The 25823-nt window shown below is 69.3% G+C and carries 27 protein-coding genes and 1 tRNA gene; 14 read left to right on the forward strand and 14 right to left on the reverse strand.

Annotated elements, in window-relative coordinates; all coding sequences use genetic code 11:
* The first annotated feature begins 6 nt into the window (after positions 1-6).
* From paaC to ACFUO4_RS33325, 4 genes are all read left to right on the forward strand, one after another.
* Positions 7-729: a 1,2-phenylacetyl-CoA epoxidase subunit PaaC gene (gene paaC / locus ACFUO4_RS33310; protein ID WP_383492252.1), complete on the forward strand. Its 723-nt coding sequence runs from the start codon at positions 7-9 to the stop codon at positions 727-729.
* On the forward strand, positions 723-1244 hold the full coding sequence (gene paaD, locus ACFUO4_RS33315) for a 1,2-phenylacetyl-CoA epoxidase subunit PaaD (protein WP_079312137.1): 522 nt from the start codon (positions 723-725) through the stop codon (positions 1242-1244). The genes paaC and paaD overlap by 7 nt, the downstream gene beginning before the upstream one ends.
* Complete coding sequence (locus ACFUO4_RS33320) at positions 1244-2302, forward strand: 2Fe-2S iron-sulfur cluster-binding protein (protein WP_383491855.1); 1059 nt, start codon at positions 1244-1246, stop codon at positions 2300-2302. Before paaD ends, ACFUO4_RS33320 begins: the two co-directional genes overlap by 1 nt.
* A gap of 132 nt (positions 2303-2434) precedes the next feature.
* A complete protein-coding gene (locus tag ACFUO4_RS33325) occupies positions 2435-3568 on the forward strand; it encodes an acyl-CoA dehydrogenase family protein (RefSeq protein WP_383491857.1) in 1134 nt (377 codons plus the stop codon).
* A 15-nt stretch (positions 3569-3583) separates the two neighbouring features.
* Here ACFUO4_RS33325 and ACFUO4_RS33330 read toward each other — a convergent pair whose 3' ends face one another.
* From ACFUO4_RS33330 to ACFUO4_RS33345, 4 genes are all read right to left on the reverse strand, one after another.
* Positions 3584-3931 (reverse strand): rhodanese-like domain-containing protein, encoded by a 348-nt coding sequence (locus ACFUO4_RS33330; protein WP_383491859.1) that lies wholly within the window; start codon positions 3929-3931, stop codon positions 3584-3586.
* 71 nt (positions 3932-4002) lie between these two features.
* Positions 4003-4869 carry a J domain-containing protein gene (locus ACFUO4_RS33335; protein WP_383491861.1) on the reverse strand — a complete coding sequence of 289 codons (867 nt, stop codon included), beginning with the start codon at positions 4867-4869 and terminating at the stop codon, positions 4003-4005.
* A gap of 234 nt (positions 4870-5103) precedes the next feature.
* Positions 5104-6537 carry a DUF2252 domain-containing protein gene (locus ACFUO4_RS33340; protein WP_383491863.1) on the reverse strand — a complete coding sequence of 478 codons (1434 nt, stop codon included), beginning with the start codon at positions 6535-6537 and terminating at the stop codon, positions 5104-5106.
* A gap of 186 nt (positions 6538-6723) precedes the next feature.
* Entirely contained in the window at positions 6724-7074 is a 351-nt protein-coding gene (locus tag ACFUO4_RS33345; protein WP_383491865.1) for a winged helix-turn-helix transcriptional regulator, read from the reverse strand.
* A 140-nt stretch (positions 7075-7214) separates the two neighbouring features.
* Between ACFUO4_RS33345 and ACFUO4_RS33350 the strand changes: the two genes are divergently transcribed.
* Positions 7215-7868: an FMN-dependent NADH-azoreductase gene (locus tag ACFUO4_RS33350; RefSeq protein ID WP_383491867.1), complete on the forward strand. Its 654-nt coding sequence runs from the start codon at positions 7215-7217 to the stop codon at positions 7866-7868.
* Positions 7869-8002: 134 nt separating this feature from the next.
* Here the strand turns inward: ACFUO4_RS33350 and ACFUO4_RS33355 are convergent.
* Positions 8003-8089 (reverse strand) — tRNA-Leu (locus tag ACFUO4_RS33355).
* Positions 8090-8578: 489 nt separating this feature from the next.
* On the opposite strand from ACFUO4_RS33355, the gene ACFUO4_RS33360 reads away from it, so the two are divergent.
* The 7 genes from ACFUO4_RS33360 (at position 8579) to ACFUO4_RS33390 (ending at position 17899) form a co-directional block, all read left to right on the forward strand.
* Positions 8579-9448 (forward strand): FhaA domain-containing protein, encoded by an 870-nt coding sequence (locus ACFUO4_RS33360; RefSeq protein WP_383491869.1) that lies wholly within the window; start codon positions 8579-8581, stop codon positions 9446-9448.
* A gap of 10 nt (positions 9449-9458) precedes the next feature.
* Positions 9459-9971, forward strand: a complete 513-nt coding sequence (locus ACFUO4_RS33365; protein ID WP_079312234.1) for an FHA domain-containing protein — start codon at positions 9459-9461, stop codon at positions 9969-9971.
* Positions 9972-10066: 95 nt separating this feature from the next.
* A complete protein-coding gene (locus tag ACFUO4_RS33370; protein ID WP_079312264.1) occupies positions 10067-11635 on the forward strand; it encodes a Stp1/IreP family PP2C-type Ser/Thr phosphatase in 1569 nt (522 codons plus the stop codon).
* 16 nt (positions 11636-11651) lie between these two features.
* Positions 11652-13103 (forward strand): FtsW/RodA/SpoVE family cell cycle protein, encoded by a 1452-nt coding sequence (locus ACFUO4_RS33375; protein WP_079312236.1) that lies wholly within the window; start codon positions 11652-11654, stop codon positions 13101-13103.
* Positions 13100-14575: a peptidoglycan D,D-transpeptidase FtsI family protein gene (locus tag ACFUO4_RS33380; RefSeq protein WP_383491871.1), complete on the forward strand. Its 1476-nt coding sequence runs from the start codon at positions 13100-13102 to the stop codon at positions 14573-14575. The genes ACFUO4_RS33375 and ACFUO4_RS33380 overlap by 4 nt, the downstream gene beginning before the upstream one ends.
* 169 nt (positions 14576-14744) lie before the next feature.
* Positions 14745-16724, forward strand: coding sequence for a Stk1 family PASTA domain-containing Ser/Thr kinase (gene pknB / locus ACFUO4_RS33385; RefSeq protein WP_383491873.1), 1980 nt, complete (start codon positions 14745-14747; stop codon positions 16722-16724).
* A gap of 167 nt (positions 16725-16891) precedes the next feature.
* Positions 16892-17899 carry a restriction endonuclease gene (locus ACFUO4_RS33390; RefSeq protein ID WP_383491875.1) on the forward strand — a complete coding sequence of 336 codons (1008 nt, stop codon included), beginning with the start codon at positions 16892-16894 and terminating at the stop codon, positions 17897-17899.
* 80 nt (positions 17900-17979) lie between these two features.
* Here ACFUO4_RS33390 and ACFUO4_RS33395 read toward each other — a convergent pair whose 3' ends face one another.
* The 6 genes from ACFUO4_RS33395 to ACFUO4_RS33420 are packed head-to-tail and all read right to left on the reverse strand — an operon-like array spanning position 17980 to position 22116.
* Entirely contained in the window at positions 17980-18717 is a 738-nt protein-coding gene (locus tag ACFUO4_RS33395) for a class E sortase (RefSeq protein ID WP_079312242.1), read from the reverse strand.
* A gap of 14 nt (positions 18718-18731) precedes the next feature.
* Entirely contained in the window at positions 18732-19769 is a 1038-nt protein-coding gene (locus tag ACFUO4_RS33400; protein WP_383491877.1) for a class E sortase, read from the reverse strand.
* Positions 19766-20404, reverse strand: a complete 639-nt coding sequence (locus ACFUO4_RS33405; RefSeq protein WP_079312246.1) for an aminodeoxychorismate/anthranilate synthase component II — start codon at positions 20402-20404, stop codon at positions 19766-19768. Before ACFUO4_RS33405 ends, ACFUO4_RS33400 begins: the two co-directional genes overlap by 4 nt.
* A complete protein-coding gene (locus tag ACFUO4_RS33410; protein ID WP_165951216.1) occupies positions 20401-20598 on the reverse strand; it encodes a hypothetical protein in 198 nt (65 codons plus the stop codon). Before ACFUO4_RS33410 ends, ACFUO4_RS33405 begins: the two co-directional genes overlap by 4 nt.
* 17 nt (positions 20599-20615) lie before the next feature.
* Positions 20616-21317 (reverse strand): class E sortase, encoded by a 702-nt coding sequence (locus tag ACFUO4_RS33415; RefSeq protein ID WP_079312248.1) that lies wholly within the window; start codon positions 21315-21317, stop codon positions 20616-20618.
* A gap of 19 nt (positions 21318-21336) precedes the next feature.
* Positions 21337-22116, reverse strand: a complete 780-nt coding sequence (locus ACFUO4_RS33420) for a DUF881 domain-containing protein (protein ID WP_383491880.1) — start codon at positions 22114-22116, stop codon at positions 21337-21339.
* Between the two features lie 141 nt (positions 22117-22257).
* On the opposite strand from ACFUO4_RS33420, the gene crgA reads away from it, so the two are divergent.
* The gene (gene crgA, locus ACFUO4_RS33425; protein WP_059194346.1) at positions 22258-22512 is read left to right on the forward strand and encodes a cell division protein CrgA; all 255 of its coding nucleotides are present in this window, start codon (positions 22258-22260) and stop codon (positions 22510-22512) included.
* A 265-nt stretch (positions 22513-22777) separates the two neighbouring features.
* Here crgA and ACFUO4_RS33430 read toward each other — a convergent pair whose 3' ends face one another.
* Positions 22778-23665: a rhomboid family intramembrane serine protease gene (locus ACFUO4_RS33430; RefSeq protein WP_383491882.1), complete on the reverse strand. Its 888-nt coding sequence runs from the start codon at positions 23663-23665 to the stop codon at positions 22778-22780.
* 91 nt (positions 23666-23756) lie between these two features.
* Positions 23757-24290 (reverse strand): peptidylprolyl isomerase, encoded by a 534-nt coding sequence (locus tag ACFUO4_RS33435; RefSeq protein ID WP_079312254.1) that lies wholly within the window; start codon positions 24288-24290, stop codon positions 23757-23759.
* 282 nt (positions 24291-24572) lie between these two features.
* On the opposite strand from ACFUO4_RS33435, the gene ACFUO4_RS33440 reads away from it, so the two are divergent.
* Positions 24573-25274 (forward strand): DUF5324 family protein, encoded by a 702-nt coding sequence (locus ACFUO4_RS33440; protein WP_079312256.1) that lies wholly within the window; start codon positions 24573-24575, stop codon positions 25272-25274.
* A gap of 127 nt (positions 25275-25401) precedes the next feature.
* Here ACFUO4_RS33440 and ACFUO4_RS33445 read toward each other — a convergent pair whose 3' ends face one another.
* A complete protein-coding gene (locus tag ACFUO4_RS33445; protein ID WP_383491885.1) occupies positions 25402-25545 on the reverse strand; it encodes a hypothetical protein in 144 nt (47 codons plus the stop codon).
* Positions 25546-25823 lie beyond the last annotated feature (278 nt).

A 25823-nucleotide genomic window follows, 5' to 3' on the forward strand; every position in this document is an offset into this window, starting at 1 on the left:
GCCGACATGACCCTGGACGCGACCACCCGCACGGCCGCCCTGGCCCTCGGCGACGACGCCCTGGTGCTCTCCCACCGCCTCGGCGAATGGGCCGGCCACGCGCCCGTGCTGGAGGAGGAGGTCGCCCTCGCCAACATCGCCCTGGACCTGCTCGGCCAGGCCCGGGTGCTGCTGTCGATGGTCGGCGACGAGGACGAGCTGGCGTATCTGCGCGAGGAACGCGCCTTCCGCAACCTCCAGCTGGTCGAGCAGCCCAACGGCGACTTCGCCCACACCATCGCCCGCCAGCTGTACTTCTCCACCTACCAGCACCTGCTCTACGCCGAACTCGCCGCCGGACAGGGCCCGTTCGCGCCGCTCGCCGCGAAGGCCGTCAAGGAGGTCGCCTACCACCGCGACCACGCCGAGCAGTGGACCCTGCGCCTCGGTGACGGCACCGAGGAGAGCCGCGAGCGGATGCGGCGGGCCTGCGCCGCTCTGTGGCGGTTCACCGGCGAGATGTTCCAGCCGGTGGCGGGCCTCGACGTCGACGGGACGGCCCTAGAGGCGGCCTGGCTCGCGTCCGTGACGGCCGTCCTCGATCGCGCCACGCTCCCGGTCCCCGAAGGGCCGCGCACGGGCGCGTGGGCGGCCGGAGCGGGCCGGCAGGGCCTGCACACCGAGTCGTTCGGACGCATGCTCGCCGAGATGCAGCATCTGCACCGCAGCCACCCGGGGGCGTCATGGTGACCACGACCCCGCTGGAGGCGGAACTCCTGGAGATCGCCGGCGCGGTCCCCGACCCCGAACTGCCCGTGCTCACCCTCCAGGAGCTCGGCGTCGTCCGCGCCGTGCACGCCCACGACAGCGACACCGTCGAGGTCGAACTGACCCCGACGTACACCGGCTGCCCCGCCATCGAGGCGATGTCCCTCGACATAGAGCGGGCCCTGCACGCCCACGGCGTCCGGGACGTCACCGTCCGCACCGTGCTCACGCCCGCCTGGTCGACGGACGACATCTCGGCCGAAGGCCGCCGCAAACTCCAGGAGTTCGGCATCGCGCCCCCGCGCGCGCAGCGGACCACGGGACCGGTCCCCCTGACCCTGGGCGCGACCCGCACCCGCACCGTGCCCCCCGTGCACTGTCCGCACTGCGGCTCCGCCGACACCGAACTGCTCAGCCGCTTCTCCTCCACCGCGTGCAAGGCGCTGCGCCGCTGCCTGGCCTGCCGTGAACCGTTCGACCACTTCAAGGAGCTGTGATGGCCCGCTTCCACGCGCTCCCGGTGGCGGCGGTCGACCGACTCACCGACGACTCCGTGGCCCTCACCTTCACCGTGCCGCCGGAACTCGCCGAGGAGTACCGCCACGCCCCGGGCCAGCACCTCGCCCTGCGCCGCAGGACCGACGGCACGGAGATCCGCCGCACGTACTCCATCTGCTCCCCGGCCCCGCACGGCGAGGCTCCCCGCCGGCTCCGGGTCGGCGTAAGGCTGGTGGAGGGCGGCGCGTTCTCGACGTACGCGCTGAAGGAGATCAACGTCGGCGACGAGCTGGAGGTGATGACCCCGGCCGGCCGCTTCACCCTGGAACCCGCGCCCGGGCTGTACGCGGCGATCGTCGGCGGCAGCGGCATCACGCCGGTGCTGTCGATCGTCTCGACGCTGCTGGCCCGTGAACCGGCCGCCCGCTTCTGCCTGATCCGCAGCGACCGTACGGCCGCCTCGACGATGTTCCTGGACGAGGTCGCCGACCTGAAGGACCGCTACCCCGAGCGGCTGCAGCTGGTGACCGTGCTGTCCCGGGAGGAGCAGCAGGCGGGCCTGCCGTCCGGGCGGCTCGACCGGGAGCGGCTCACCGGGCTGCTGCCCGCGCTGCTGCCGGTGGCGGAGGTGGCGGGCTGGTTCCTGTGCGGGCCGTTCGGCCTGGTGCAGGGCGCGGAGCGGGCCCTGAAGGAGCTCGGCGTCGCGCGCACCCGGATCCACGAGGAGATCTTCCACGTCGACGCGGGCACCCCCACCGCCCCGACGACCCCGGCGCCCGTCCACAGCACGGTCACCGCCCGGCTCGACGGCCGCGGCGGCTCCTGGCCCGTCCAGGACGGCGAGTCCCTCCTGGAGACGGTCCTGCGCAACCGCCCCGACGCCCCCTACGCCTGCAAGGGCGGGGTCTGCGGCACCTGCCGCGCCTTCCTCGTCTCCGGCGAGGTCCGCATGGACCGCAACTTCGCCCTGGAGCCGGAGGAGACGGAGGCCGGCTATGTGCTGGCGTGCCAGTCGCACCCGGCGACGGAGAAGGTGGAACTGGACTTCGACCGGTAGCCGTCGGGTCAGGAGACGGGCGGCGCCACGCCGTTCCCTTCTTCTAGAACCTGTTCTATCTTGACGACCCGTCAGCTCGGACCGGTCGCAGCGACCGTGGGCCGATCGGCCACCCGTCGGGAGGACAGGACCGTGGACTTCAGCTTCACCGAGGAGCAGCAGGCGGCGGCCGAGGCGGCGCGCGGGGTCTTCGCCGGGGTCGCACCGGACGCGGTCCCCAGCCCCGCGCTCGCCGTGGGCGCCGTCGCCGACACCTTCGACCGCGCGCTGTGGCGGAAGCTCGCGGACGCGGACCTGCTCAGTCTGCTGCTGGACGGCGCCTACGGCGGTGCCGGCCTGGACGCCGTCGCCCTGTGCCTGGTGCTGAGCGAGTCGGCGAAGGTGCTGGCCCGGGTGCCGCTGCTGGAGAGCAGCGCCGCCATGGCCGCCGTACAGGCGTATGGCGGCGAAGAGTTGAAGTCCGCCCTGCTGGAGCGGGCGGGCCGCGGTGAGCTGGTCCTCACGGTCGCCGCGAGCGGCCGCACCGGCCATGACCCGGCCGAACTCGCCGTGACCGCACGGCAGGAGGGCGCCGAGTGGGTGCTGGACGGGATGCAGACGGCGGTGCCGTGGGCATACGACGCCGACCTCGTCGTCGTACCTGCGCACACGGCATCCGGTCACCCGGTGCTCGCGCTGGTGGCGCCGGACGGTGCCGGGGTGGTCCTCGCCGAGCAGTTCTCCACGACGGGGGAGCGGCTGGGCGAGCTGCGCCTGGAGTCGGCGCGGATCGCGGCGCGGGACGTGCTCGACGCCGAGGGCGCCTGGGAGTGGCTGCGTCATCTGCTGGCCGTGGGGACCTGTGCGCAGGCGCTCGGGCTCGGGCGCCAGGTGCTGCGCATGACCAGCGAATACACCGGCAAGCGGGAGCAGTTCGGGTTCCCGGTCGCCACGTTCCAGGCGGTCGCCGTGCAGGCCGCCGACCGCTACATCGACCTCAAGGCCATGGAGGCCACCCTGTGGCAGGCCGCGTGGCGGCTCGGTGCCGGGGCGCAGGGGACGCTGCCGGTCTCCGGTGAGGTCGCCGTCGCCAAGATCTGGGCCTCGGAGGGCGCCCGGCGGATCGTGCAGACGGCACAGCATCTGCACGGCGGCTTCGGCGCCGACGTCGACTATCCGCTGCACCGGTACCACGCCTGGGCCAAGCACCTGGAGCTGTCGCTCGGCCCGGCGGCGGCCCACGAGGACGCCCTCGGCGACCTGCTGGCAGCGCACCCGCTGGGCTGACGCCGGCCCCGGCTGTTACAGGACGAAGGCGGGCGAGCCGTTGTCCGTCACCATCGGGCGGCCCGCGCCCTCCCAGGCCAGCATGCCGCCCTCGATGTTCACCGCGTCGATGCCCTGCTGCACCAGATACTGCGTGACCTGCGCGGAACGGCCGCCGACGCGGCACATCACATAGGCGCGCCGCCCCTCCGCCACCGCCTCGGTCACCTCACCGAACCGGGCCACGAAGTCGCTCATGGGGATGTGCAGGGCGCCCTCGACATGCCCGGCGTCCCACTCCTCGGCCTCACGGACGTCCAGCACGAGCGCGTCGGCCGGAACACCGGCGACGTCCACCGAAGGCAAAGCAGCTCCAAAACTCATGGCCCGAGGCTACCTGAGCCCGGCCGAAGCCCTGCTGCTCGGCAGACGTCCGCCCCTCACCCACGCCTCGGCTACCCGCCCAGCAGCTCCGCCAGCTCCCGCTCCCGCTCCGCGACCTGCGCCAGCAACTGCTCGGCGATCTCCTCCAGGAGCCGGTCGGGGTCGTCCGGCGCGAGGCGGAGCATGGCGCCGATCGCGCTCTCCTCCAGCTCCCGCGCGACGACGGTCAGCAGTTCCTTGCGCTGGGCGAGCCATTCCAGGCGGGCATAGAGCTCCTCGCTCTCCGACGGCCCCTGCTCGGGCGGCTTGGGTCCGGCCGCCCACTCCTCGGCGAGCTCCCGCAGCAGCGGTTCGTCACCGCGGCCGTAGGCGGCGTTGACGCGGGTGATGAACTCCTCGCGCCGGGCCCGCTCGGTGTCGTCCTGGGCCAGGTCGGGGTGGGCCTTGCGGGCCAGCTCGCGGTAGAGCTTGCGGGCCTCGTCGCTGGGCCGCACCCGCTGCGGGGGCCGCACCGGCTGGTCGGTGAGCATCGCGGCGGCCTCCGGGAACAGCCCGTCGCCGTCCATCCAGCCGTGGAACAGCTCCTCCACGGCCGGCATCGGCATCACCCGGGCCCGGGCCTCGTCCGCCTTGCGCCGGTCCTCGGGATCACCGCTGCGGGCGGCCCTGGCCTCGGCGATCTGCGCGTCCAGCTCGTCGAGGCGGGTGTACATCGGGCCGAGCCTCTGATGGTGCAGCCGCGAGAAGTTCTCGACCTCGACCCGGAAGGTCTCCACCGCGATCTCGTACTCGATCAGCGCCTGCTCGGCGGCCCGCACGGCCCGCTCGAGCCGCTCCTCGGGCCTGGGCTCATCGCCCTCGGACCGGGGCGCAGCCTCCTCGGGCACCGCCCGCGTCCCGCCGGCGACACCACCCTGCTCAGCTTCCGGGGTCGTCACCCGACCAGCGTAGGCCACGGCCGGGGCGCCGCCTCCGACCCGGCGTACACCGGCCCCCACGCCCACCAGGCACCGCGCACGCCGGAAGCCCACCCGGCACCGCGCACGCCGCAACCCGACCCCGCACCCATCTCTCCCCGGTCCCCCGCAGACCCCCGGTTCTCACCCGTCCCGCAGACCTCCAGCTCTCCCCGGTCCTTCGCAGACCCCCGGCTCTCCTCTCCCCCCCCCGGCTCAGACCCCCATCTCTCCGGCGATCCGCCCCGCCCGCACCGCCGCCACCAGCTCCGCGTGGTCCGCCTCCGTGCGGTCGGCGTAGGTGACGGCGAACGTCGCGATCGCCTCGTCGAGTTCCTCGCTCTTGCCGCAGTACCCGGCGACCAGGCGCGGGTCGGCGCTGTGGGAGTGGGCGCGGGCCAGGAGGGCGCCGGTCATGCGGCCGTAGTCGTCTATCTGGTCGGCGGCGAGCGCGGCGGGGTCGACGCTGCCCTTGCGGTTGCGGAACTGCCGTACCTGGAAGGGCCGGTCCTCGACCGTCGTCCAGCCCAGCAGGATGTCGCTGACGACCTGCATGCGCTTCTGCCCGAGCACCACCCGGCGGCCCTCGTGCCCGGCGGCGGGCGTCTCGAAGCCGGCGGTCACCAGGTGCGGCAGCAGCGCCGAGGGACGGGCCTCCTTCACCTGCAGGACCAGCGGTTCGCCGCGGTGGTCGAGGAGCAGGACGACGTAGGAGCGGGTGCCGACGCTGCCCGTGCCGACGACGCGGAACGCGACGTCGTGGACCGCGTGCCGGGACAGGAGCGGCAGGCGGTCCTCGGAGAGCGTGTCCAGGTACTCCTCCAGGGAGCCGGCGACGGCCGCGGCCTCCGCGTCCGGCACCCTGCGCAGCACCGGCGCCGCGTCGACGAAGCGGCGCCCGCCGTCCTCGGTCGACTCGGTCGACTTCGCGGCGAACCGGCCGCTGGTGTTGGCCCGCGCCTTCTCGGAGACCCGCTGGAGGGTGCCGACCAGGTCATGGGCGTCGGTGTGGGAGACGAGCTCCTCGTCCGCGATGGCGTTCCACGCGTCCAGCACCGGGAGCTTGGCGAGCAGGCGCATGGTCCGGCGGTAGGCGCCCACCGCGCCGTGCGCCGCCTGGCGGCAGGTGTCCTCGTCCGCGCCCGCCTCCCGGCCGGCGAGCACCAGCGAGGCCGCGAGCCGCTTGAGGTCCCACTCCCAGGGGCCCGGCACCGTCTCGTCGAAGTCGTTGAGGTCCATGACGAGGTCGCCGCGCGCGTCACCGTAGAGACCGAAGTTGGCCGCGTGGGCGTCGCCGCAGATCTGGGCGACGATCCGGGTCATGGGGGTGCGCGCCAGGTCGTACGCCATGAGTCCGGCGGAGCCGCGCAAGAACGCGAAGGGCGTGGCCGCCATCCGTCCGACGCGGATCGGGGTGAGGTGGGGCAGGCGTCCGCTGCTGGACTCCTCGACCGCGGCGACCGCGCCGGGACGGGAGCCGTCCAGGTCGAGCGCGGCGTGCGCGCCGCGCGGGACCTTGCCCCGCAGCGACTTGCCCTCCCCCTTGGGCGACCCCTGCACGGGCCATGCGGCGAAGCCGCGCACCCGGGGCAGCCTGCGCCCCGCCTCCACGGAAACCCGCACGGCAGCTTCTGCTCCGACCTCGGTCATCCCGACCGCCTCCCCCGAACACGCACGCGCCCGAACATCAACTCGTGCAGACCGTACAGCCGGTGGCCGAAACGCGTCAGACCCTGTGGACAACTCCATCGCTGTGGAAAACCCACCGCCTGACCATGCGGCTCAGCATCCGCCCCCTGACCATGCGGCTCAGCATCAGCCCCCTGATCGTGCGGCTCAGCATCCGCCCCCCGGCAGGTACTGCTTGGCCCACCGCCCCAGCTCCGCAAACGCCGGCTCCAGCGCGGCCCCCGCCTCCGTCAGCCGGTACGACACCCGCAGCGGCGGCCCCGCGTCGACCTCGCGCACGACGAGTCCCGCGGCGGCGAGCTCGGTGAGGCGGTCGGACAGCATCCGTTCGCTGATGCCGGGCACCGCCCGGCGCAGATCGACGAAGTAGGCCGGTCCCGGGGTGAGGACGGCCACGATCGGCCCGGTCCAGCGCTTGCCCAGCAGCTGGAAGACACGGCTGATCCCGTCGTCGACCCGCTTGCACGCTTCGGTGCCGTGACTCAGCTCGCCCGCCATGCCCCCAGAGTACTGCTCTGGCCGCAGGGGGATGAAAAAAAGTAAGTCCCTGTGTTATTCATAGTCGAGTACGAATTATTAGCTGCTCACGGGAGCCTCTTCCCTCAGCCGCTCACGCGAGCCTCTTGCCTGGAGGGCCCATGGCCACGCTGCTCCACATCGACTCTTCCGTGTTCCCGCACGGCGCCTCCGCCTCCCGCTCCGTCACGGATGCCTTCCGCAGGACCTGGGAGGAGCAGCACCCGGAGGGCACGGTGATCTACCGCGACCTCGCCACCGACCCCGTGCCGCACCTCACCGCCGACGCCCACCTCGCCGGCTTCTCCGATCCGTCGACCCACACCCCCGAGCAGGCCGCCGCCTTCGCCGCGCGCGTGGCGCTGATCGAGGAGCTGGAAGGGGCGGACGCGGTGCTGATCGGCGCCCCTATGTACAACTACGGGATCCCCTCGACCCTGAAGGCCTGGCTGGACAACGTGATCCTGGGGGGCCGCACCTTCATGACGGAGGACTCGAAGATCAAGGGGACCCCGGTCACCGTCGTCGCCAGCCGCGGCGGCTCGTACGCGCCGGGCACCCCGCGCGAGGACTACGAGTACGTGCAGACCTACCTGCGGGCGGTCCTCGCCGACACCCTCGGCCTGGACGTCCACTTCATCGTCCCGGAGCTGACCATGGCCCCGCAGAACCCGGCGATGACCGAACTGGTCCCCCTCTACGAGGCCTCCCGCGAGCGCGCCCTCGAGGACGCGACGACCAGGGCGAAGGAACTCACCGAGCGCCTGGCCGCCTAGCCCCGTCACCGGCCGCACATCACGTGCCCATCACCGGCCGCACATCATGTGATTGTCCTCACCACCGACACTCGCGGGATGTGCGTCCGGACAACGCGAAAGCCCCCAGGTCTCAAGACCTGGGGGCTTTCGGCTGGTGCGCGAGGGGGGAGTTGAACCCCCACGCCCTTGCGGGCACTGGAACCTGAATCCAGCGCGTCTGCCTATTCCGCCACCCGCGCATTGGGTGTGTCTTCGGGCCCTGCTCCCTTTCGGGCCTGGCGCCTTCCGACACCCAGAACATTAGCACGCTGACCGGGGTGGGTTCACATCCCTTTCCCCGGGGCAGCAGCCGACCAGGACGTTCGTCGGACGGCACCGAACCTCCGCCCCTCCGGCTACGTATCAACGTCGACCGCTTCACGTATCAACCTCGTACCGGTCCCGTCCGTCTCCCCAGGAGCCGGTCGGGGTCCACAGTCAGGTGCGGGACACTTGTCTGCGGCCGCCTCTACGATCCTTGACAAGGAGGAGCCGGCCGCGGGAGTTCGAAGACGAGCTCCACAGGGAACTTCGGAGGCGTCGACACCCGTCGACGAGGCCGACAGGGGGAACCAGCCGATCCACCCGCGCGTGGATACGATCAGTAAGCAGTACCAGGTGCAGTACCAGGTAAGGCAGTACCCGCTCTGCGGGGTGCAGGACGGCAGCAGCTACGGAGGAGGTGCCCCATGGGAGTCCTGAAGAAGTTCGAGCAGCGTCTCGAAGGTCTGGTCAACGGCACCTTCGCCAAGGTGTTCAAGTCCGAGGTCCAGCCCGTGGAGATCGCCGGCGCGCTCCAGCGCGAGTGCGACAACAACGCGACGATCTGGAACCGCGACCGGACCGTCGTACCCAACGACTTCATCGTGGAGCTGAGCACGCCGGACTTCGAGCGGCTCAGCCCCTACTCCGGCCAGCTCGGCGACGAACTCGCCGGCATGGTCCGCGACTACGCCAAGCAGCAGCGCTACACCTTCATGGGCCCCATCAAGGTCCACCTCGAGAAGGCCGACGACCTCGACACCGGCCTGTACCGGGTGCGCAGCCGTACGCTCGCCTCCTCCACCGACCAGCAGGCCCCCGGAACGCCGGGCGCACCGGCCGCGCGGCCCACCGCGCCGAGCGGCTACGGCTACCCGCCGGCCGCCGCGCCCGCCGGCGCCCCTCCCATGCCGGCCGCGCCGCCCCCCGGCGGACGCCCCGGCGGCTACGGCTACCCGCAACCCGGCCAGGCCCCGCGCGCCGGCGGTCCCGTCGGCGCCCCGGCGCCCGGCGGCCGCACCCGCCACTGGATCGAGATCAACGGCGCCCGCCATCAGATCTCCCGCGCGACGCTCGTGCTGGGCCGCAGCACCGAGGCCGACGTGCGGATCGACGACCCCGGCGTCTCCCGCCGGCACTGCGAGATCCGGACCGGTTCGCCCTCGACGATCCAGGATCTCGGGTCCACCAACGGCATCGTGGTGGACGGACAGCACACCACCCGCGCTACGCTCCGCGACGGCTCGCGGATCGTCGTGGGCAGCACCACCGTTATCTATAGGCAAGCCGAAGGGTGAAGCGGGGGCAATGTCAGAGCTGACCCTCACGGTCATGCGGCTGGGTTTCCTGGCCGTACTGTGGCTGTTCGTGATCGTGGCCGTGCAGGTCATCCGCAGCGACCTGTTCGGTACGCGCGTCACCCAGCGCGGCTCCCGGCGTGAGGCCGCCCGGCCGCAGCAGGCCCAGCGCCAGCAGGCGCCTCCGCAGCAGCGCCAGCAGAGCGCCGGCGGCCGCCGCGGCCGCAACGCCCCCACCAAGCTGGTCGTCTCCGAGGGCACCCTCACCGGCACCACCGTCGCGCTCCAGGGCCAGACCATCACGCTCGGCCGGGCGCACGACAGCACCATCGTGCTGGACGACGACTACGCCTCCAGCCGCCACGCCCGGATCTACCCGGACCGGGACGGCCAGTGGATCGTCGAGGACCTCGGCTCCACCAACGGCACGTACCTGGACCGAAGCCGGCTGACGACCCCCACACCGATTCCGCTGGGCGCGCCGATCCGCATCGGCAAGACCGTCATCGAGCTGCGGAAGTAGTGCTACATCATGAATAGGCGCGAGCGGAGCGAGCACGCAGCGGCCCCCACCCCGGGCCCCGGCGCGCTCCCGACCGGAGGGTGGGCACCGTGCGGATGTATCCGGAGCCGACGGGCGAGGTGCGCATGAGTCTGTCACTGCGCTTCGCCGCCGGATCGCACAAAGGCATGATCCGGGAGGGCAACGAGGACTCCGGGTACGCCGGTCCCCGACTGCTCGCGATCGCCGACGGCATGGGCGGCGCCGCCGCCGGTGAGGTCGCCTCCTCCGAGGCCATCTCCACCATCGTCGCCCTCGACGACGACGTCCCCGGCTCCGACGTCCTCACCTCCCTCGGCATCGCCGTGCAGCGCGCCAACGACCAGCTGCGCTCCATGGTCGAGGAGGACCCGCAGCTCGAAGGCATGGGCACAACGCTCACCGCCCTCCTGTGGACCGGCCAGCGCCTCGGACTCGTCCACGTCGGCGACTCCCGCGCGTACCTGCTGCGCGACGGCGTCCTCACCCAGATCACGCAGGACCACACCTGGGTGCAGCGCCTGGTCGACGAGGGCCGCATCACCGAGGAAGAGGCCACCACCCACCCCCAGCGCTCCCTCCTCATGCGCGCACTGGGCAGCGGCGAACACGTCGAACCCGACCTCTCCATCCGCGAGGTCCGCGCCGGCGACCGCTACCTGATCTGCTCCGACGGCCTGTCCGGCGTCGTCTCCCACCAGACCCTGGAAGAGACCCTCGCCAGCTACCAGGGCCCGCAGGAGACCGTGCAGGAGCTGATCCAGCTCGCGCTGCGCGGCGGCGGCCCCGACAACATCACCGTCATCGTCGCCGACGTCCTCGACCTCGACACCGGTGACACCCTCGCCGGGCAGCTCTCCGACACCCCGGTCGTGGTCGGCGCGGTCGCCGAGAACCAGCACCAGCTGCACGACAACGGCATCATGCAGACCCCCGCCGGCCGCGCCTCCGGGCTCGGCCGCCAGGTGCCCGGACAGGGCGGCGGGGGCGGCGAGTTCGGCCCGCCCGGCTCCGGCGACGTCACCGGATTCATCTCCACCGACGGCTTCGGCGGCTACTCCGACGACGACTTCGTCAAGCCCCGCAAGGGCCGTAAGTGGCTGAAGAGATCCTTCTACATCGCGCTCGCCCTCGGCGTCATCGGCGGCGGGCTCTACGGCGGCTACCGCTGGACCCAGACGCAGTACTACGTCGCCGCCAACGGCGACCACGTCGCCCTCTACCGCGGCATCAGCCAGGACCTCGCCTGGGTCTCGCTGTCGAAGGTGGAGAAGGACTACCCGAAGATCGAACTCAAGTACCTGCAGCCGTACCAGCAGGAGCTCGTCGAGAACACCATCGCGGAGGGCGGTCTGAAGACCGCTCAGAAGAAGATCGACGAACTCTCCGTGCAGGCCTCCGCGTGCCGCAAGGTGGCCGAGGCGCAGGCGACCGAGAGCAAGAAGAACTCCAAGACCGGTGAAGGCGAGGCAGGAGGGACCACGGGAACCACCCGCTCCTCCCTGACGTCCAAGGCATCGCCCAGCCCGAACACCTCGACCTCACCGACCCCGAACGCGTCCGCAACCCCGACCGCGCCCACTCCCACCCCCGGCCCCACGCTCTCGGACGAAGAGAAGCAGGTCGCGGGCAAGTGCGGTACGTGAGAGGCCCCGTCACACGATGAGCAGTACCACCAACTCGCCGACGCACCACACGTCTACGATCGGCTCGATCGGCACGCCGAGCCGACGCAACACCGAGCTCGCGCTGCTGGTGTTCGCGGTCGTCATCCCGGTGTTCGCCTACGCCAACGTGGGCCTCGCCATCAACGACGAGCTGCCTGCCGGGCTCCTGGCCTACGGTCTGGGCCTCGGCCTGCTCGCGGGGGTCGGCCATCTCGTCGTACGCAAGTTCGCGCCGTACGCGGATCCGCTGCTGCTGCCGCTGGCGACGCTGCTGAACGGCATCGGGCTTGTCGTCATCTGGCGACTGGACCAGTCGAAACGACTGCAGCAGAGCCGCACCTTCGTGGAGGCGGCACCGCGCCAGCTGCTCTACTCGGCGATGGGCGTCGCCCTGCTGGTGGTCGTACTGATCTTCCTGAAGGACCACCGCGTCCTGCAGCGCTACACCTACATCTCCATGGCCGGAGCCATGCTCCTGCTGGTGATGCCGTTGATCCCCGGTCTCGCCGCGCCCACCTACGGCGCCAAGATCTGGATCAAGATCCCCGGCCTCGGCACGCTCCAGCCCGGTGAGTTCGCGAAGATCGCCCTGGCCGTGTTCTTCGCCGGCTATCTCATGGTCAAGAGAGACGCCCTGGCCCTGGCCAGCCGCCGCTTCATGGGCCTGTACCTGCCGCGCGGCCGCGACCTCGGTCCGATCCTCGTGGTCTGGGTGATGTCGATCCTCATCCTGGTCTTCGAAACCGACCTCGGCACATCCCTGCTGTTCTTCGGGATGTTCATCATCATGCTGTACGTCGCCACCGAGCGGACCAGCTGGATCATCTTCGGTCTGCTCATGTCCGCGGTCGGCGCTGTCGGCGTGGCGAGCTTCGAGCCGCACATCCAGACCCGTGTGCAGGCGTGGCTCAACCCGATGCACGAGTTCGAGCTCAGCCGCTCCGGCGTCCAGGACGGCATCATCCACTCCGAGCAAGCCATGCAGGCCCTCTGGGCCTTCGGCTCCGGCGGCACCCTCGGCACCGGGCTCGGGCAGGGCAACTCCGACCTCATCGGCTTCGCCGCCAACTCCGACTTCATCCTCGCCACGTTCGGCGAGGAGCTGGGCCTCGCCGGCGTCATGGCGATCCTGCTGCTCTACGGGCTGATCGTGGAGCGCGGCATCCGTACCTCGCTCGCCGCCCGCGACCCCTTCGGCAAGCTGCTCGCCGTCGGCCTGTCCGGCGCCTTCGCGCTGCAGGTCTTCGTCGTCGCCGGCGGTGTCATGGGCCTCATCCCGCTGACCGGTATGACGCTGCCCTTCGTCGCGTACGGCGGTTCGTCCGTCATCGCCAACTGGGCCCTCATCGGCATCCTGCTGCGCATCAGCGACACCGCACGCCGTCCCGCGCCGGCCCCCGCCCCCAACCCCGACGCCGAGATGACCCAGGTGGTCCGCCCGTCATGAACAAGCCCCTGCGCCGGATCGCACTCTTCTGCGGCTTCCTCGTCCTGGCCCTGCTCATCCGCGACAACTGGCTCCAGTACGTCAAGGCGGACGAACTGCGGACCGACACCGACAACCGCCGCGTCGCCATCGAGCGGTACGCCACCCCGCGCGGCGACATCATCGTCGACGGCAAGGCCATCACCGGGCACAAGGAAACGACCACCGGCGACTTCAAGTACAAGCGCACGTACAAGAACGGCGCCATGTGGGCGCCCGTCACCGGCTTCGTGTCCCAGGCCTACGGCGCCAACCAGCTCGAGTCCATCGAGGACGGCATCCTCACCGGCAACGACGACCGGCTCTTCTTCCGCAACACCCTCGACATGATCACGGGCAAGGCGAAGGAGGGCGGCAACGTCGTCACCACCCTCAACGCCGCCGCCCAGAAGGCCGCCTACGAGGGCCTCGCCAAGCGCGGCAAGGGCGCTGTCGTCGCCCTGGAGCCGTCCACCGGCAAGATCCTGGCACTGGCCTCCTACCCGTCCTACGACCCCGGGACGATCGCCGGCGGCGGCGACTCGGACGCCGAGGCCTGGAAGAAGCTCGACAAGAAGAACAACCCCGACGACCCGATGCTCAACCGGGCCCTGCGCGAGGTCTACCCGCCCGGCTCGACCTTCAAGGTCGTCACCGCCGCAGCGGCCCTGGAGAACGGCCTGTACTCCAGCGCCGACGAGAACACCAAGTCGCCGCTGCCCTGGACCATGCCCGGCACCAGGACCGAGCTGAAGAACGAGGGCAACATCCCCTGCAAGAACGCCACCCTGCGCGTCGCCCTGCAGTGGTCCTGCAACACCGTCTTCGGCAAGGCCGGCTACGACCTCGGCAACGACAAGATGCTGGACGAGGCCAAGAAGTTCGGCTTCACCGAGGAGCAGTTCACCCCGGTCCGCTCCAGCGCCTCCGTCTTCTCCGACGACATGAACGACTCCCAGGTCGCCCTGTCCTCCATCGGCCAGTTCAACACCGCCGCCACCCCGCTCCAGATGGCCATGGTCGCCTCCGCGGTCGCCAACGACGGCAAGCTCATGAAGCCGTACATGGTCGACGAACTCCAGGCCCCGAACCTGGACACCATCGCGAAGAACGACCCGGCGGAGCTGAGCCAGCCGCTGTCTCCGGACAACGCGCAGATCCTGCAGTCGATGATGGAGACCGTGGTCGAGAAGGGCACCGGCAAGACCGCCCAGATCGGCAACGGAGTCACGGTCGGCGGCAAGACCGGTACCGCCCAGCACGGCGAGAACAACAGCAAGAACCCGTATGCCTGGTTCATCTCGTACGCCAAGCTCAGCGACGGCAGCAAGCCGGTCGCCGTGGCCGTGGTCGTCGAGGACGAGAACGCCGTCCGCGAGGACATCTCCGGCAGCGGCCTCGCGGCACCGATCGCCAAGAGCGTCATGGAGGCGGTCATCAACTCCAAGAAGTGACCCCCATCACGTCCCCTTCACATCGGTGCACGTTGCGATACCGGTCCTGTATCGGGTGACGGGCTTGGCCAGGTCACACAAAGCCAGCCGGGTACGGTAGGCCCGGACGGCAGCCCCCGACCGCACACCAGTGCCGGTCGGGACCGACGGAGAGGGCTGGTAGGGAACTATGGAAGAGCCGCGTCGCCTCGGCGGCCGGTACGAACTGGGCCAGGTGCTCGGTCGTGGTGGCATGGCGGAGGTCTACCTCGCGCATGACACCCGTCTCGGCCGCACCGTGGCGGTGAAGACGCTGCGCGCCGACCTCGCGCGCGACCCGTCCTTCCAGGCCCGGTTCCGCCGGGAGGCCCAGTCGGCCGCCTCGCTCAACCATCCCGCGATCGTCGCGGTCTACGACACGGGCGAGGACTACATCGACGGGGTCTCGATCCCGTACATCGTCATGGAGTACGTCGACGGCTCCACTCTCCGCGAGCTGCTCCACTCCGGCCGCAAGCTCCTGCCGGAGCGGGCCATGGAGATGACGATCGGCATCCTCCAGGCCCTCGAGTACTCCCACCGCAACCAGATCGTCCACCGCGACATCAAGCCGGCCAACGTCATGCTGACGCGCAACGGCCAGGTCAAGGTCATGGACTTCGGCATCGCCCGCGCGATGGGCGACTCCGGCATGACGATGACCCAGACGTCCGCGGTGATCGGCACGGCACAGTACCTGTCACCGGAGCAGGCGAAGGGCGAGCAGGTCGACGCGAGGTCCGACCTCTACTCGACGGGCTGCCTTCTCTACGAGCTCCTGACGGTCCGCCCCCCGTTCGTGGGCGACTCCCCTGTCGCGGTGGCCTACCAGCACGTCCGCGAAGAGGCCCAGCCCCCGTCGGTCTTCGACCCGGAGATCACTCCGGAAATGGACGCCATCGTCCTGAAGGCCCTGGTCAAGGACCCGAACTACCGCTACCAGTCCGCCGACGAGATGCGCATGGACATCGAGGCATGCCTCGACGGCCAGCCGGTCGCGGCGACGGCGGCGATGGGTTCGGTCGGCTACGGCGGCTACCCCGACGACCAGCCGACCACCGCGCTCCGCTCCACGGACGCCGGCGCCACGTCGATGCTCCCGCCGATGCCCCCGGGCGACGACGGCTACGGCTACGACGACCGCCCCGACCGCCGCCGCCAGAAGAAGAACAACACCTCCACAATCCTGCTGGTCGTGGCGGCCGTCCTGGTCCTGATCGGCGCGATCCTGATCGGGAAGTGGGCGTTCAGTGGCAACAACGCGGCCGATGACAAGGTGGCGGTGCCTACGTTCGTCGGCGAGACGCAAGCGAACGCCAAGACCATGGCGACGAACAGCGATCTACAGCTGACCTTCACCAAGAAGGAGTGCGAAGACCAGCCCAAGGGCAACATCTGCGACCAGAACCCCGACCCGGGCACCAAGGTCGAGAAGAAGTCCACCGTCGAGCTGGTGGTCTCGACAGGCGCCCCGAAGGTCACCGTGCCGAGCGTGATCGGCGACCAGTTCGACGATGCCAAGGCGAGGCTCGAGGGCCCGGACTTCGGGCTGGTCGTCAAGAAGAAGGAAAAGGAGTCCACGGAGGAAGCAGGCTCCGTCCTCGACCAGGACCCGGTCTTCAACAAGCAGGTGGAGAAGGGCTCCGAAATCACCCTCACGGTCGCCGTCGAGGTCAAGAAGTCCACGGTCCCGGACGTCGCCGGCAAGTCGTGCGACGAAGCCAAGGCCGCGATGACCGAGAACGACCTCACCGGCAACTGCGTCACCGACACGGAGACCGACGACGCCAACCTGGTCAACAAGGTCATCAGCACCGACCCCGGCATCGGCAACTCGGTCGACAAGGGCTCCACGGTGACGATCCACATCGGCAAGGCCAAGGAGAACCAGCAGGTCCAGATCCCGCAGGACATCGCGGGCAAGAAGCTGAACGACGTCAGGAACACGCTCCAGGGCCTGGGCCTGCAGGTTCAGGTCCAGGGCTCCCAGGACGGCAACGCCACGGTCGTCACCTCCAACCCGCAACCGGGCAGCACGGTCAACAAGGGCGACACCGTCACCCTGTTCACCACCGACCAGGGCGGCGGCAACAACGGCGGCGGAGGCTTCTTCGGAGGCACCACCGGATAGGCGCCCGCACGACTGAGCCCCGGTTCCCTGAATCTCAGGGGGCCGGGGCTCGGTCGTGCTCGTGCCCTTACATACGACAACTCGTTGATCAGTCCACACCCCGAACGGAAAGGCGAGTCATGATCAACGAATCCGCGCTGCTGGAGTCGAAGAGCCTGCGCAACAGCGTGCTGGAGCGCACGGACGTACTCGACAGAGTCAAGGCGTTGTCGCTGCTGCCGGATGGGATGCATGTGGCTACGGCGATGGTGGCGGCGTACTTCGAGGTCACCGTCAAGACCCTTGAGTCACTCGTGGAGGATCATCGGGAGGAGCTGGCAGCCAATGGCTACCAAGTTCTCACAGGTACGCGACTGGCCCTCTTTAAGAGGGCCAGTGGGATTCAGTCCCGCTCCAAAGCTCTCGCGCTCTTCTCCCGCCGAGCCGTCCTCAACGTCGCCATGCTCCTCCGCGACAGCGAAGTCGCACGTCAGGTGCGTGTGTACCTCCTGGACATGGAGTACCTGGCCCGCACCCAGCTTGTGGAAAACCCGGCCCCCACAGCACCCACAGCCCCCGACGAACTCGACACCCGCATCGACCAACGCATCACCCACATCCTCGGCAAGACGGTCGTCCCCATGTTCAACGCCCTGATCGAAACCTCGGGCGAACACCGCAAGGAGCTGATCGCCCTGCGGTCAGGAGTCCAGCGCATCGAGCGGCGGCTCCACCAGCACCACGAGCGACTGAAGCGGCTCGAAGGGGTACGGGACGACCGGCCCGCCATCGGCGTCATGGCCGCCATGGACGCCATGAACGGCCAGACATTCGAGCGCCACATCGCCAAGCTGCTGATCAGGGACGGCTGCACCAACGTCGTCGTACAGGGTGGTCAGGGAGACAGAGGCGTCGACCTCATCGGGCTCACAGCCGACGGACGACGCATGGTCGTCCAGTGCAAGAGGCGCGCCCCCTACCTCAGCATCGCCAGCTCCGACATCCAGAAGTTCATCGGCTCGGCAAAGGTGCTGTACAGCGCGGAAGTGGCCCTCTTCGTCGCAACGTGCCCCTTCACTCCCGAGGCCCTCGCCCTCGCCGCCGAGACGGGCATCACCGCCGTACACCGCGGCGTGCTGGAGGAGTGGAGCACCGGGGAACCTCTGAAGGCCCTGGGGGTAGGCACGAAGACGTGACAAGGCCCGAAGCCGCAAAGGATAGTTGCGGCTTCGGGCCTCCGTCATGCTAGGCGACTGGGCTCCTTCAAGGAGCTCAGTCAGCGCAGTTCCTTCGGCAACGTCCGCTCCCCATCCACCTTCTCCACCCGCACCAACTCCCCCCACACCACATACCGATACCGCGACGTGTACACCGGCGTGCAGGTCGTCAGGGTGATGTACTTGCCGGCCTTCTTCTTGCCGGACTCCTTGGGGATCGCGCCGAGCACCTTGACGTTGTACTTCGACGTCTCCGGGAGGATCGCGTACGCCTTGTAGACGTACCACTTGTCCTTCGTCTCGAAGACGATCGGGTCGCCCTTCTCGATCTTGTCGATGTTGTGGAACTTGGCGCCGTGGCCGTCACGGTGGGCGGCCAGGGAGAAGTTGCCGTCCTTGTCGGACATGGGAAGCGTGGCCTTGACCGGGTCCGTGTAGTAGCCGGCCACGCCGTCGTTCAGGATCTTCGTCGACGTGCCCTTCTCGACCAGGACCTCGCCGTTCTTCATCGCCGGGACGTGCAGGAAGCCGATGCCGGCGCCGGTGTCCAGGGCTCCCGGACCCGTGTCCTGGGCCCAGTTGTCGCGGACCCTGTCGGCCTGCTTGTCGGCCGCGCGGTCGGCGATGACGTTCGTCCACCACAGGGAGTAGACGACGAACAGGCCCAGGACCAGACCCGCCGTGATGAGGAGTTCACCGAAGACACTGACCGCCGTCGCGATCGGGCCCATGCCGCGGCGGCGGCGCGGAGCAGGGGGCGTGTCGGTGTGCTCTTGGTGGTCGGTGGTGGCTGCCACTTGGTCATCTGCCCTTAACTGACGAGCGCATCCGGCTTGCCCTTGCTGCGCGGCCGTTCCTCGACCATCTTGCCCCAGACGATCAACCGGTACTTGCTGGTGAACTCCGGCGTGCACGTGGTGAGCGTGATGTAGCGGCCCGGCTCCTTGAAACCGGACTGCGGCGGCACCGGATTCAGCACGCTCGTGTTGCTCGGCGACGTCACCGGAAGCGATGACGTCATCTTGTACACGTAATAGTCGTCCTGCGTCTCTACGACGATCTCGTCGCCCTTGGACAGGCGGTTGATGTACCTGAACGGCTCGCCGTGCGTGTTGCGGTGGCCCGCCAGCCCGAAGTTGCCGCTCTTCGCACCCGGCATCGCCGTCTTCAGCGGGCCCTCCGAGTAGTGACCCACCATGCCCCGGTCGAGCACCTTCTTGTTGCTGACGCCCTCGGCTATCGGCACGACAACGTCCAGCTTGGGGATGTGGAGCAGAGCGAAGCCCTGGCCCGGCGCGAACTCACCCGGCGCCCGCTTCCCGCTCTCCCACTCTTCCTGAAGGTTGCTCGCCTCCTTGCCGGCCTGCGCGTGCGCCCTGACGTTCGTCCACCACAACTGGTAGGTGACGAACAGCAGCATCAGCACACCCGTGGTGATGAACACCTCACCGATCGCCCGGCTGACGAGCACCCCGGGACTGGGCTTGCGGGCCTTCGCCCGCCGACGGGCCTCCACACGGGAGAGCGGCGCGGAGGACACCTCGCCAGCCGAAGGCTCCGAAGGCTCCGCGGGCCCCGTGGAGGAGCTCGCTCCGGCCCCATGACGCCCGCCACGCCGCTTGGCGGCCTTTCTGCGGGCCGCACGGCCACCCGTGGGGCTCTCCGTGACTCCTGTTGCGGACGAGGCGCCAGAGGCCGACGTAGCCTCTCCTATTCGCTCCGACAGGTCGGAGAGCCTGAGTGCCACCGTCTCGTCATCGAGGGGCGGCACATAAGGCTCGTAGGGCTCGTACGGCTGCTGCTCCCCGTACGAGGCCTCCGACTCGCGCTCGGGGCGCAGTGCGGTCACGCCGTGGCCCTGCCCACCACCGGGGCCAGCCCCGCAGATCGCGCCACCGCACCCTGGTCGCCGCACTCCACCAGCCAGTTGGCCAGCATCCGGTGACCGTGCTCGGTGAGCACCGACTCGGGATGGAACTGGACGCCCTCGACGGGCAGTTCACGGTGGCGCAGGCCCATGATGATGCCGTCGTGCGTCCGGGCGGTCACCTCCAGCTCGGCCGGCACCGTCTCCGGCTCCGCCGCGAGCGAGTGGTACCGGGTCGCCGTGAAGGGAGTCGGCAGGCCCGCGAAAACGCCCCTGCCCTCATGCTCCACCAGCGACGTCTTGCCGTGCAGCAGCTCCGGCGCGCGGTCCACGACCCCGCCGTACGCCACCTGCATCGACTGCATGCCGAGGCAGACGCCGAAGACCGGCACCCCGGTCGCCGCGCAGTGACGGACCATCTCGATGCAGACGCCCGCCTCCTCCGGCGTCCCCGGGCCCGGCGACAGCAGGACCCCGTCGAAACCGTCCTGAGCGTGCGCCGTCGACACCTCGTCGTTGCGCAGCACCTCGCACTCGGCGCCCAGCTGGTACAGGTACTGCACCAGGTTGAAGACGAAGCTGTCGTAGTTGTCGACGACGAGAATCCGCGCACTCACTGGTTGTCCACCGTCACATCGTTGAAGGGCAGCAGCGGTTCGGCCCACGGGAAGACGTACTGGAAGAGGACATAGACCACAGCAAGCGCCAGCACGAGTGAGAGCAGCGCTTTCACCCACGCGTTCCCTGGCAGATGCCGCCAGATCCAGCCGTACATGCCGTCCCTTCCGTCGCACCACGGCACCAGACTCACGCCGTACAGCCACCAGACTAACGGCGCAGCGCCTCCGGTCTCCCTGCCTCCACAGGCTGTGTGGAGTCCAGATGCGCCCACACGATCAACCGGTGGCTGTGACCCCACTCCGGATCGCACGTGGTCAGGGTCAGATAACGACCCGACCGCGTATACCCGGAGTTACGTGGCACAGGATCGATCACCTCAACGTCCGTGGGTACGGTTTTGTAGGGCCCTTTGTCGATCCGATACGTGAACCAGGTCGTCCCGTCCGTCAGCACCACCGCATCCCCGCGCCGCAGCTTCGGGAAGTCCTTGAACGGGTCGCCGTACGTCCGCCGGTGCCCCGCCACCGAGAAGTTGCCCTCCTGGCCCAGCTGCGCGGTCCGCACGTAGTGACCGAGCCCCTTCTTCAGCGTCCCGACCCCGGTGCCCTCCAGCACGGGCTTGTTCCACGTGAAACCAAGACGCGGGATGTACATGATCGCGAAGGGCTTGTCCTTCCTGTACGGCGCCGGAGCGGACGGACTCACGGAGGCCTCGGCGCCCCCGGTGGCCCTCGGCCGCTCCATCTGCCCCTTCGACCACTGCTCCTGAAGCTGGTCGATCTGCTCGCCCATGACGTTGTCGGCCTTCACGCCGGTCCAGAAGAGCACGTAGACCACGAAGAGGACTATGACCGCGCCGACGGTGATGCAGAGTTCGCTGAGGGTCCTGACGACGAGACGTACTCGCACCGGCGGCTCCCGGAGAGACCTACTCCACAGGCTTGGCGTACTGCAGATCCACTGTGCCCGAGTAGCCGGGCAGAGTCACCGCTCCGTCGTCCTCGACTTTCCATCCGAGGCCGTAGACGTTGACGTAGACCATGTAGTTCTGGATCGCCTTGCTGGCGGCCAGCGACTGCTTCAGCTTGTCCGGGTTCCCGACCGCCGTGATCTTGTACGGCGGTGAGTAGACCCGGCCCTGCAGGATCAGCGTGTTGCCCACGCAACGCACGGCGCTGGTGGAGATCAGCCGCTGGTCCATGACCTTGATGCCCTGGGCGCCGCCCTGCCACAGCGCGTTGACCACGGCCTGGAGGTCCTGCTGGTGGATGACGAGGTAGTCGGGCTGCGGCTCGGGATAGCCGGGGAGCTTGGCCGTCGCGTCCGGCGGGGCGTCGTTGAGCGTGACGCTGATCGCCTCGCCCTTCAGCGGCTGGGTGCCCGCCTTCTTCTCCAGCGCCGCCAGCTTCTCGTCCTCGGCCTTGGTCGAGCCGTCGTCCCGCTCGGCCAGCGCCTCGACGTCGTCACGCAGGGCACCGTTGGACTCGTCGAGCTGACCGTTCTTGTGGCTGCGCTCCAGGATCAGGTCGGACAGCTTCAGCAGCGAGGCGTCCGTGCGGATGTTGGTGCCCTTGGCCGTGTTGAAGCTGGTGAAGAAAATGAGCCCCGCGAGCGCGAAGACGGCCACCGTGAGCAACCGCACGGGCCGGAAACGTCGGCCGCGGGCAGGGCTGGATCCCATCCCCTGGGGGTTGGCAGAATTGCTCAACGTACCCTTATCTCCTTCGGCGCCGCGGAAGCACTACGCTAACGGACGCCCGGGGGAGCACTCAGTGTCCCCTTGTACGCTGCCCCGAGCCCGACCCAGCTACCTGCGCGGCCACGCAGCGCATCGACAGGAGAGACCCTCGTGCCGAAGTCACGTATCCGCAAGAAGGCCGATTACACGCCGCCGCCGGCGAAGCAGGCGACCAGCATCAAGCTGAACAGCCGCGCCTGGGTCGCGCCCGTGATGCTGGCCCTGTTCGTCATCGGTCTGGCCTGGATCGTCGTCTTCTACGTGACGGACGGCTCCCTGCCCATCGACGCGCTGGACAACTGGAACATCGTGGTGGGCTTCGGCTTCATCGCCGCCGGGTTCGGCGTCTCCACCCAGTGGAAGTAGCTCTGCCCCGAGCTGTTCGCTGAGTTATCCACAGATCACGAAAGTATCCACAGGCTACCTGGGGACAATAGAACGACGATCTGTGGATAACTCACAGAGGGTTGACGCCGGTACGACTGCCACACCGCCGCCACACCGCCCTACGCATACCTGTTCGCCCCCTGCCTGACCTGCGGAAACGCGGGTCAGCGACAGGGGGCACAGTTGTTCGCGCACACTATGCACAAGATTCGCAACCCGCTGTGGACAACGGGGCTTTTCGCGCTCAGGTGAGCTGGGCTGTGCGCAGCAGAGTCATGGCGACGAGCACGACGAGGACGATCGCGCAGGTCCCGTACTGGACGAGGGCGCGGCGCTCGCGCGGGGCGTGGACCATGGCGTAGCCGATGACGACGCCGCCGACGAGGCCGCCGATGTGGGCCTGCCAGGAGATGTTGAAGCTCGGGTTGAAGGTGAAGATCAGGTTGATCACCAGCAGGGCGATGACCGGCCGCATGTCGTAGTTGCGGTGGCGCATGAGGACGGCGGTGGCGCCGAAGAGGCCGAAGATCGCGCCGGAGGCGCCGAGAGTGGCGGTGGTCGGGGAGGCCGCGAGGTAGGCAAGGACGCTGCCGCAGAGGCCGGAGACCAGGTAGAGCGTGAGGTAGCGGGCGCGACCGAGGGCGGCTTCGAGGGGGCCGCCCAGGAACCACAGGCTCAGCATGTTGAAGCCGATGTGCCAGTACTCCTGGTGAGTGAACATCGAGGTCACCAGGCGGTACCACTGGCCGTCGGCGACGCCTTCGGTGGGGGTGAAGGGGGCCGGTGGCCAGGAGCCGATGAGGACGAGGTCGCTGAGGAGCGAGTCCGAGTACTGGACGGCGATGAACACGGCGACGTTGATGCCGACGAGGAACTTGGTGATGAGACGGGGATCGGCGGCGACCGTGCCTCCGGCGAGCGTGCGGGGCATCGCGGCGTCCGGGGCGTGGCCGGTGCCGGAGCCGGTGCGGACGCAGTCGGGGCACTGGAAGCCGACGGAGGCGCTGATCATGCACTCGGGGCAGATGGGGCGTTCGCAGCGGGTGCAGCGGATGCCGGTCTCGCGGTCGGGGTGGCGGTAGCAGCCGGGCAGGCCCTGTTCCTGCTGCGGGCTGCCTGGCGCCTGGTCCATGAGGTCGTCCCCTACGTCGTCGTATGCAATGAAACCGCCCCGTCCATCCTTACGGACGGGCGGGGCGTTTGGTTCCCTGCGGGTGCGGGGGTCAGCGGGCACGGGTCTCGACGATGACCGTCTCGATGACGACGTCGTTGAGGGGACGCTTGGTGTTCGGGTTGGTCGGGGTGGCGGCGATGGTGTCGACGACCTTCTGGCTGGCGGTGTCGGTGACTTCGCCGAAGATGGTGTGCTTGCGGTTCAGCCAGGTCGTGGGGCCGACGGTGATGAAGAACTGCGAGCCGTTGGTGCCGGGGCCGGCGTTGGCCATGGCCAGGAGGTAGGGCCGGTCGAAGCGCAGGTCGGGGTGGAACTCGTCCTCGAACTGGTAGCCCGGGTCGCCGGTGCCGTCGCCGAGCGGGTCGCCGCCCTGGATCATGAAGTTGCTGATCACGCGGTGGAAGACTGTGCCGTCGTAGAGCTTGGCGGTGGACTTCTCGCCGGTGGCGGGGTGGACCCACTCCCGCTCGCCCTGGGCGAGTTCGACGAAGTTGCGGACCGTCTTGGGGGCGTGGTTCGGCAGCAGCCGGATTTCGATGTCGCCTTGGTTGGTCTTCAGGGTGGCGTAGAGCTGCTCTGCCACGGCGTGCCTTCCGTTGTCTTTCTGTGACCCTCCGATCCTCGCACGGCCCGGACGCTTCGGCGCCCGTCGCCTCCGTGGAGGTCTCGTTCAGACGCTGTTCAGAGAAAAAGGGGCGAGTCCTCCCGGGCCGGGCGCGCTCTCCGGCGATCCGTGGCATTGTCGACGGCAAGCTCCCGTTGCCCCGTATGCCCGCCCTCGCATGCCTCTCCTGCTGTTGGCATGCATGATCCGTAAAAGGGTGGAAAGTCGAATTACCGTACGCCACCGAGGAGGAGGATTCCCGTGACCCGCATTGACAGCGTGCGCGCCGCGACCGGTTCGGCGAAGGACAGCGTGCTGCACGCCGCGGAAGTGGTGGCGCCCTACGCCGACACGGCCAAGGACAGGGCCTCGCAGTACGCACACGAGGCGCGCGTACGGCTCGCGCCGAAGGTGTCACTGGCAGCCGAGCAAGCCCGCGTCCAGTACGGCGCGCATGTCGCGCCGCGTCTGGAACAGGCCCGTACTCATGTGCCGCCGAAGGTCGACCAGGCCGCCCATGAGGCCGCCGAGCGCACCCGTAAGGCTGCCCGGCAGGCCGCCGACTATTCACGGCCGAGGATCGAGCAGGCCGTGGCCGCGGCCGGGCCCGTGAAGGACGAGGCTGCTTCGCGTGGGGTGGCCGCTCTGGCCGCGTTGCGTGGCCAGGTTTCACCGAAGGAGATCGAGAAGCTGGCGCGTAAGCATGCGCGGCGGGCGAGGGCCGGCCGTCTTGCGAAGGCGTTGGCGGTTGCCGGGCTGCTCGCCGGCGGCGCGTTCGCCGCGTGGAAGTGGTGGGACAAGCAGGCCAACCCTGACTGGTTGGTCGAGCCGCCCGCCGCGACGGAGGTGCCCGAGTCGGGTCGGCTGACGTCGGTGGACGGCAGCGGTCAGTCCGTTCTCGACCCCGAGGTGCAGGCCAAGCAGGCTGAGGAGGAGGCGGCGCACCGCGACGAACAGCGGTGACAGCTGATTCCTGAGCCGAGGGGTTCATTCGGATTCATTCGGATTCATTCGGCTCTTTGTGAGTAGTGCTGTGGGGCGGGAGGTGTGAAGGCACCTCCCGCCCCACAGCGACGTTTCACGTGAAACGTCAACCGAAGAGGCTCCCGGCCTCCGCCGTGTCCTGGGCGCTCTCGGGTGCGGTGAGCTGGAGGGTGACGACGCCCGCCCCGGCGACATCGGGGCGGGCGGTGATGACCGCCTCGGCCTCCTGGAGGTTGGTACGGACGCGCACCTTGACCTGCCGGTCGGCGCGTCCCTCAAGGCCTACCGGACGGTGAGTTGAGGGCCCAGCGCGGTCTCCCGCGCCCCGTACATCAGCCGGGCAGTGGCCACGGCTCCACGGCGCGACCCCTTCGGCGACGAGCTTCTCGAGGAGGCCCATAGCTTCAGACGTCATCGCCCCCTAAACCCAGGGGGCTTGGCTGGAGCACGTCGCTGTCGTCATCCAGACGTCGTCAGGTCTCCGCGCACTCCGCCGGGCGAGCTCACCGACGCGCTCACCGCTGTGCA

The sequence above is a fragment of the Streptomyces sp. NPDC057280 genome (assembly GCF_042668605.1).
In the GTDB taxonomy this organism is placed as follows: Bacteria; Actinomycetota; Actinomycetes; order Streptomycetales; family Streptomycetaceae; genus Streptomyces.

What these genes read in the sequence shown, in the direction of transcription:
- paaC (WP_383492252.1), top strand. Translation starts at nt 7, where the DNA reads ATGACCCTGGACGCGACCACCCGCACGGCCGCCCTGGCCCTCGGCGAC.
- paaD (WP_079312137.1), top strand. Translation starts at nt 723, where the DNA reads ATGGTGACCACGACCCCGCTGGAGGCGGAACTCCTGGAGATCGCCGGC.
- ACFUO4_RS33320 (WP_383491855.1), top strand. Translation starts at nt 1,244, where the DNA reads ATGGCCCGCTTCCACGCGCTCCCGGTGGCGGCGGTCGACCGACTCACC.
- ACFUO4_RS33330 (WP_383491859.1), bottom strand. Translation starts at nt 3,931, where the DNA reads ATGAGTTTTGGAGCTGCTTTGCCTTCGGTGGACGTCGCCGGTGTTCCG.
- ACFUO4_RS33340 (WP_383491863.1), bottom strand. Translation starts at nt 6,537, where the DNA reads ATGACCGAGGTCGGAGCAGAAGCTGCCGTGCGGGTTTCCGTGGAGGCG.
- ACFUO4_RS33345 (WP_383491865.1), bottom strand. Translation starts at nt 7,074, where the DNA reads ATGGCGGGCGAGCTGAGTCACGGCACCGAAGCGTGCAAGCGGGTCGAC.
- ACFUO4_RS33350 (WP_383491867.1), top strand. Translation starts at nt 7,215, where the DNA reads ATGGCCACGCTGCTCCACATCGACTCTTCCGTGTTCCCGCACGGCGCC.
- ACFUO4_RS33360 (WP_383491869.1), top strand. Translation starts at nt 8,579, where the DNA reads ATGGGAGTCCTGAAGAAGTTCGAGCAGCGTCTCGAAGGTCTGGTCAAC.
- ACFUO4_RS33365 (WP_079312234.1), top strand. Translation starts at nt 9,459, where the DNA reads ATGTCAGAGCTGACCCTCACGGTCATGCGGCTGGGTTTCCTGGCCGTA.
- ACFUO4_RS33370 (WP_079312264.1), top strand. Translation starts at nt 10,067, where the DNA reads ATGTATCCGGAGCCGACGGGCGAGGTGCGCATGAGTCTGTCACTGCGC.
- ACFUO4_RS33375 (WP_079312236.1), top strand. Translation starts at nt 11,652, where the DNA reads ATGAGCAGTACCACCAACTCGCCGACGCACCACACGTCTACGATCGGC.
- ACFUO4_RS33380 (WP_383491871.1), top strand. Translation starts at nt 13,100, where the DNA reads ATGAACAAGCCCCTGCGCCGGATCGCACTCTTCTGCGGCTTCCTCGTC.
- pknB (WP_383491873.1), top strand. Translation starts at nt 14,745, where the DNA reads ATGGAAGAGCCGCGTCGCCTCGGCGGCCGGTACGAACTGGGCCAGGTG.
- ACFUO4_RS33430 (WP_383491882.1), bottom strand. Translation starts at nt 23,665, where the DNA reads ATGGACCAGGCGCCAGGCAGCCCGCAGCAGGAACAGGGCCTGCCCGGC.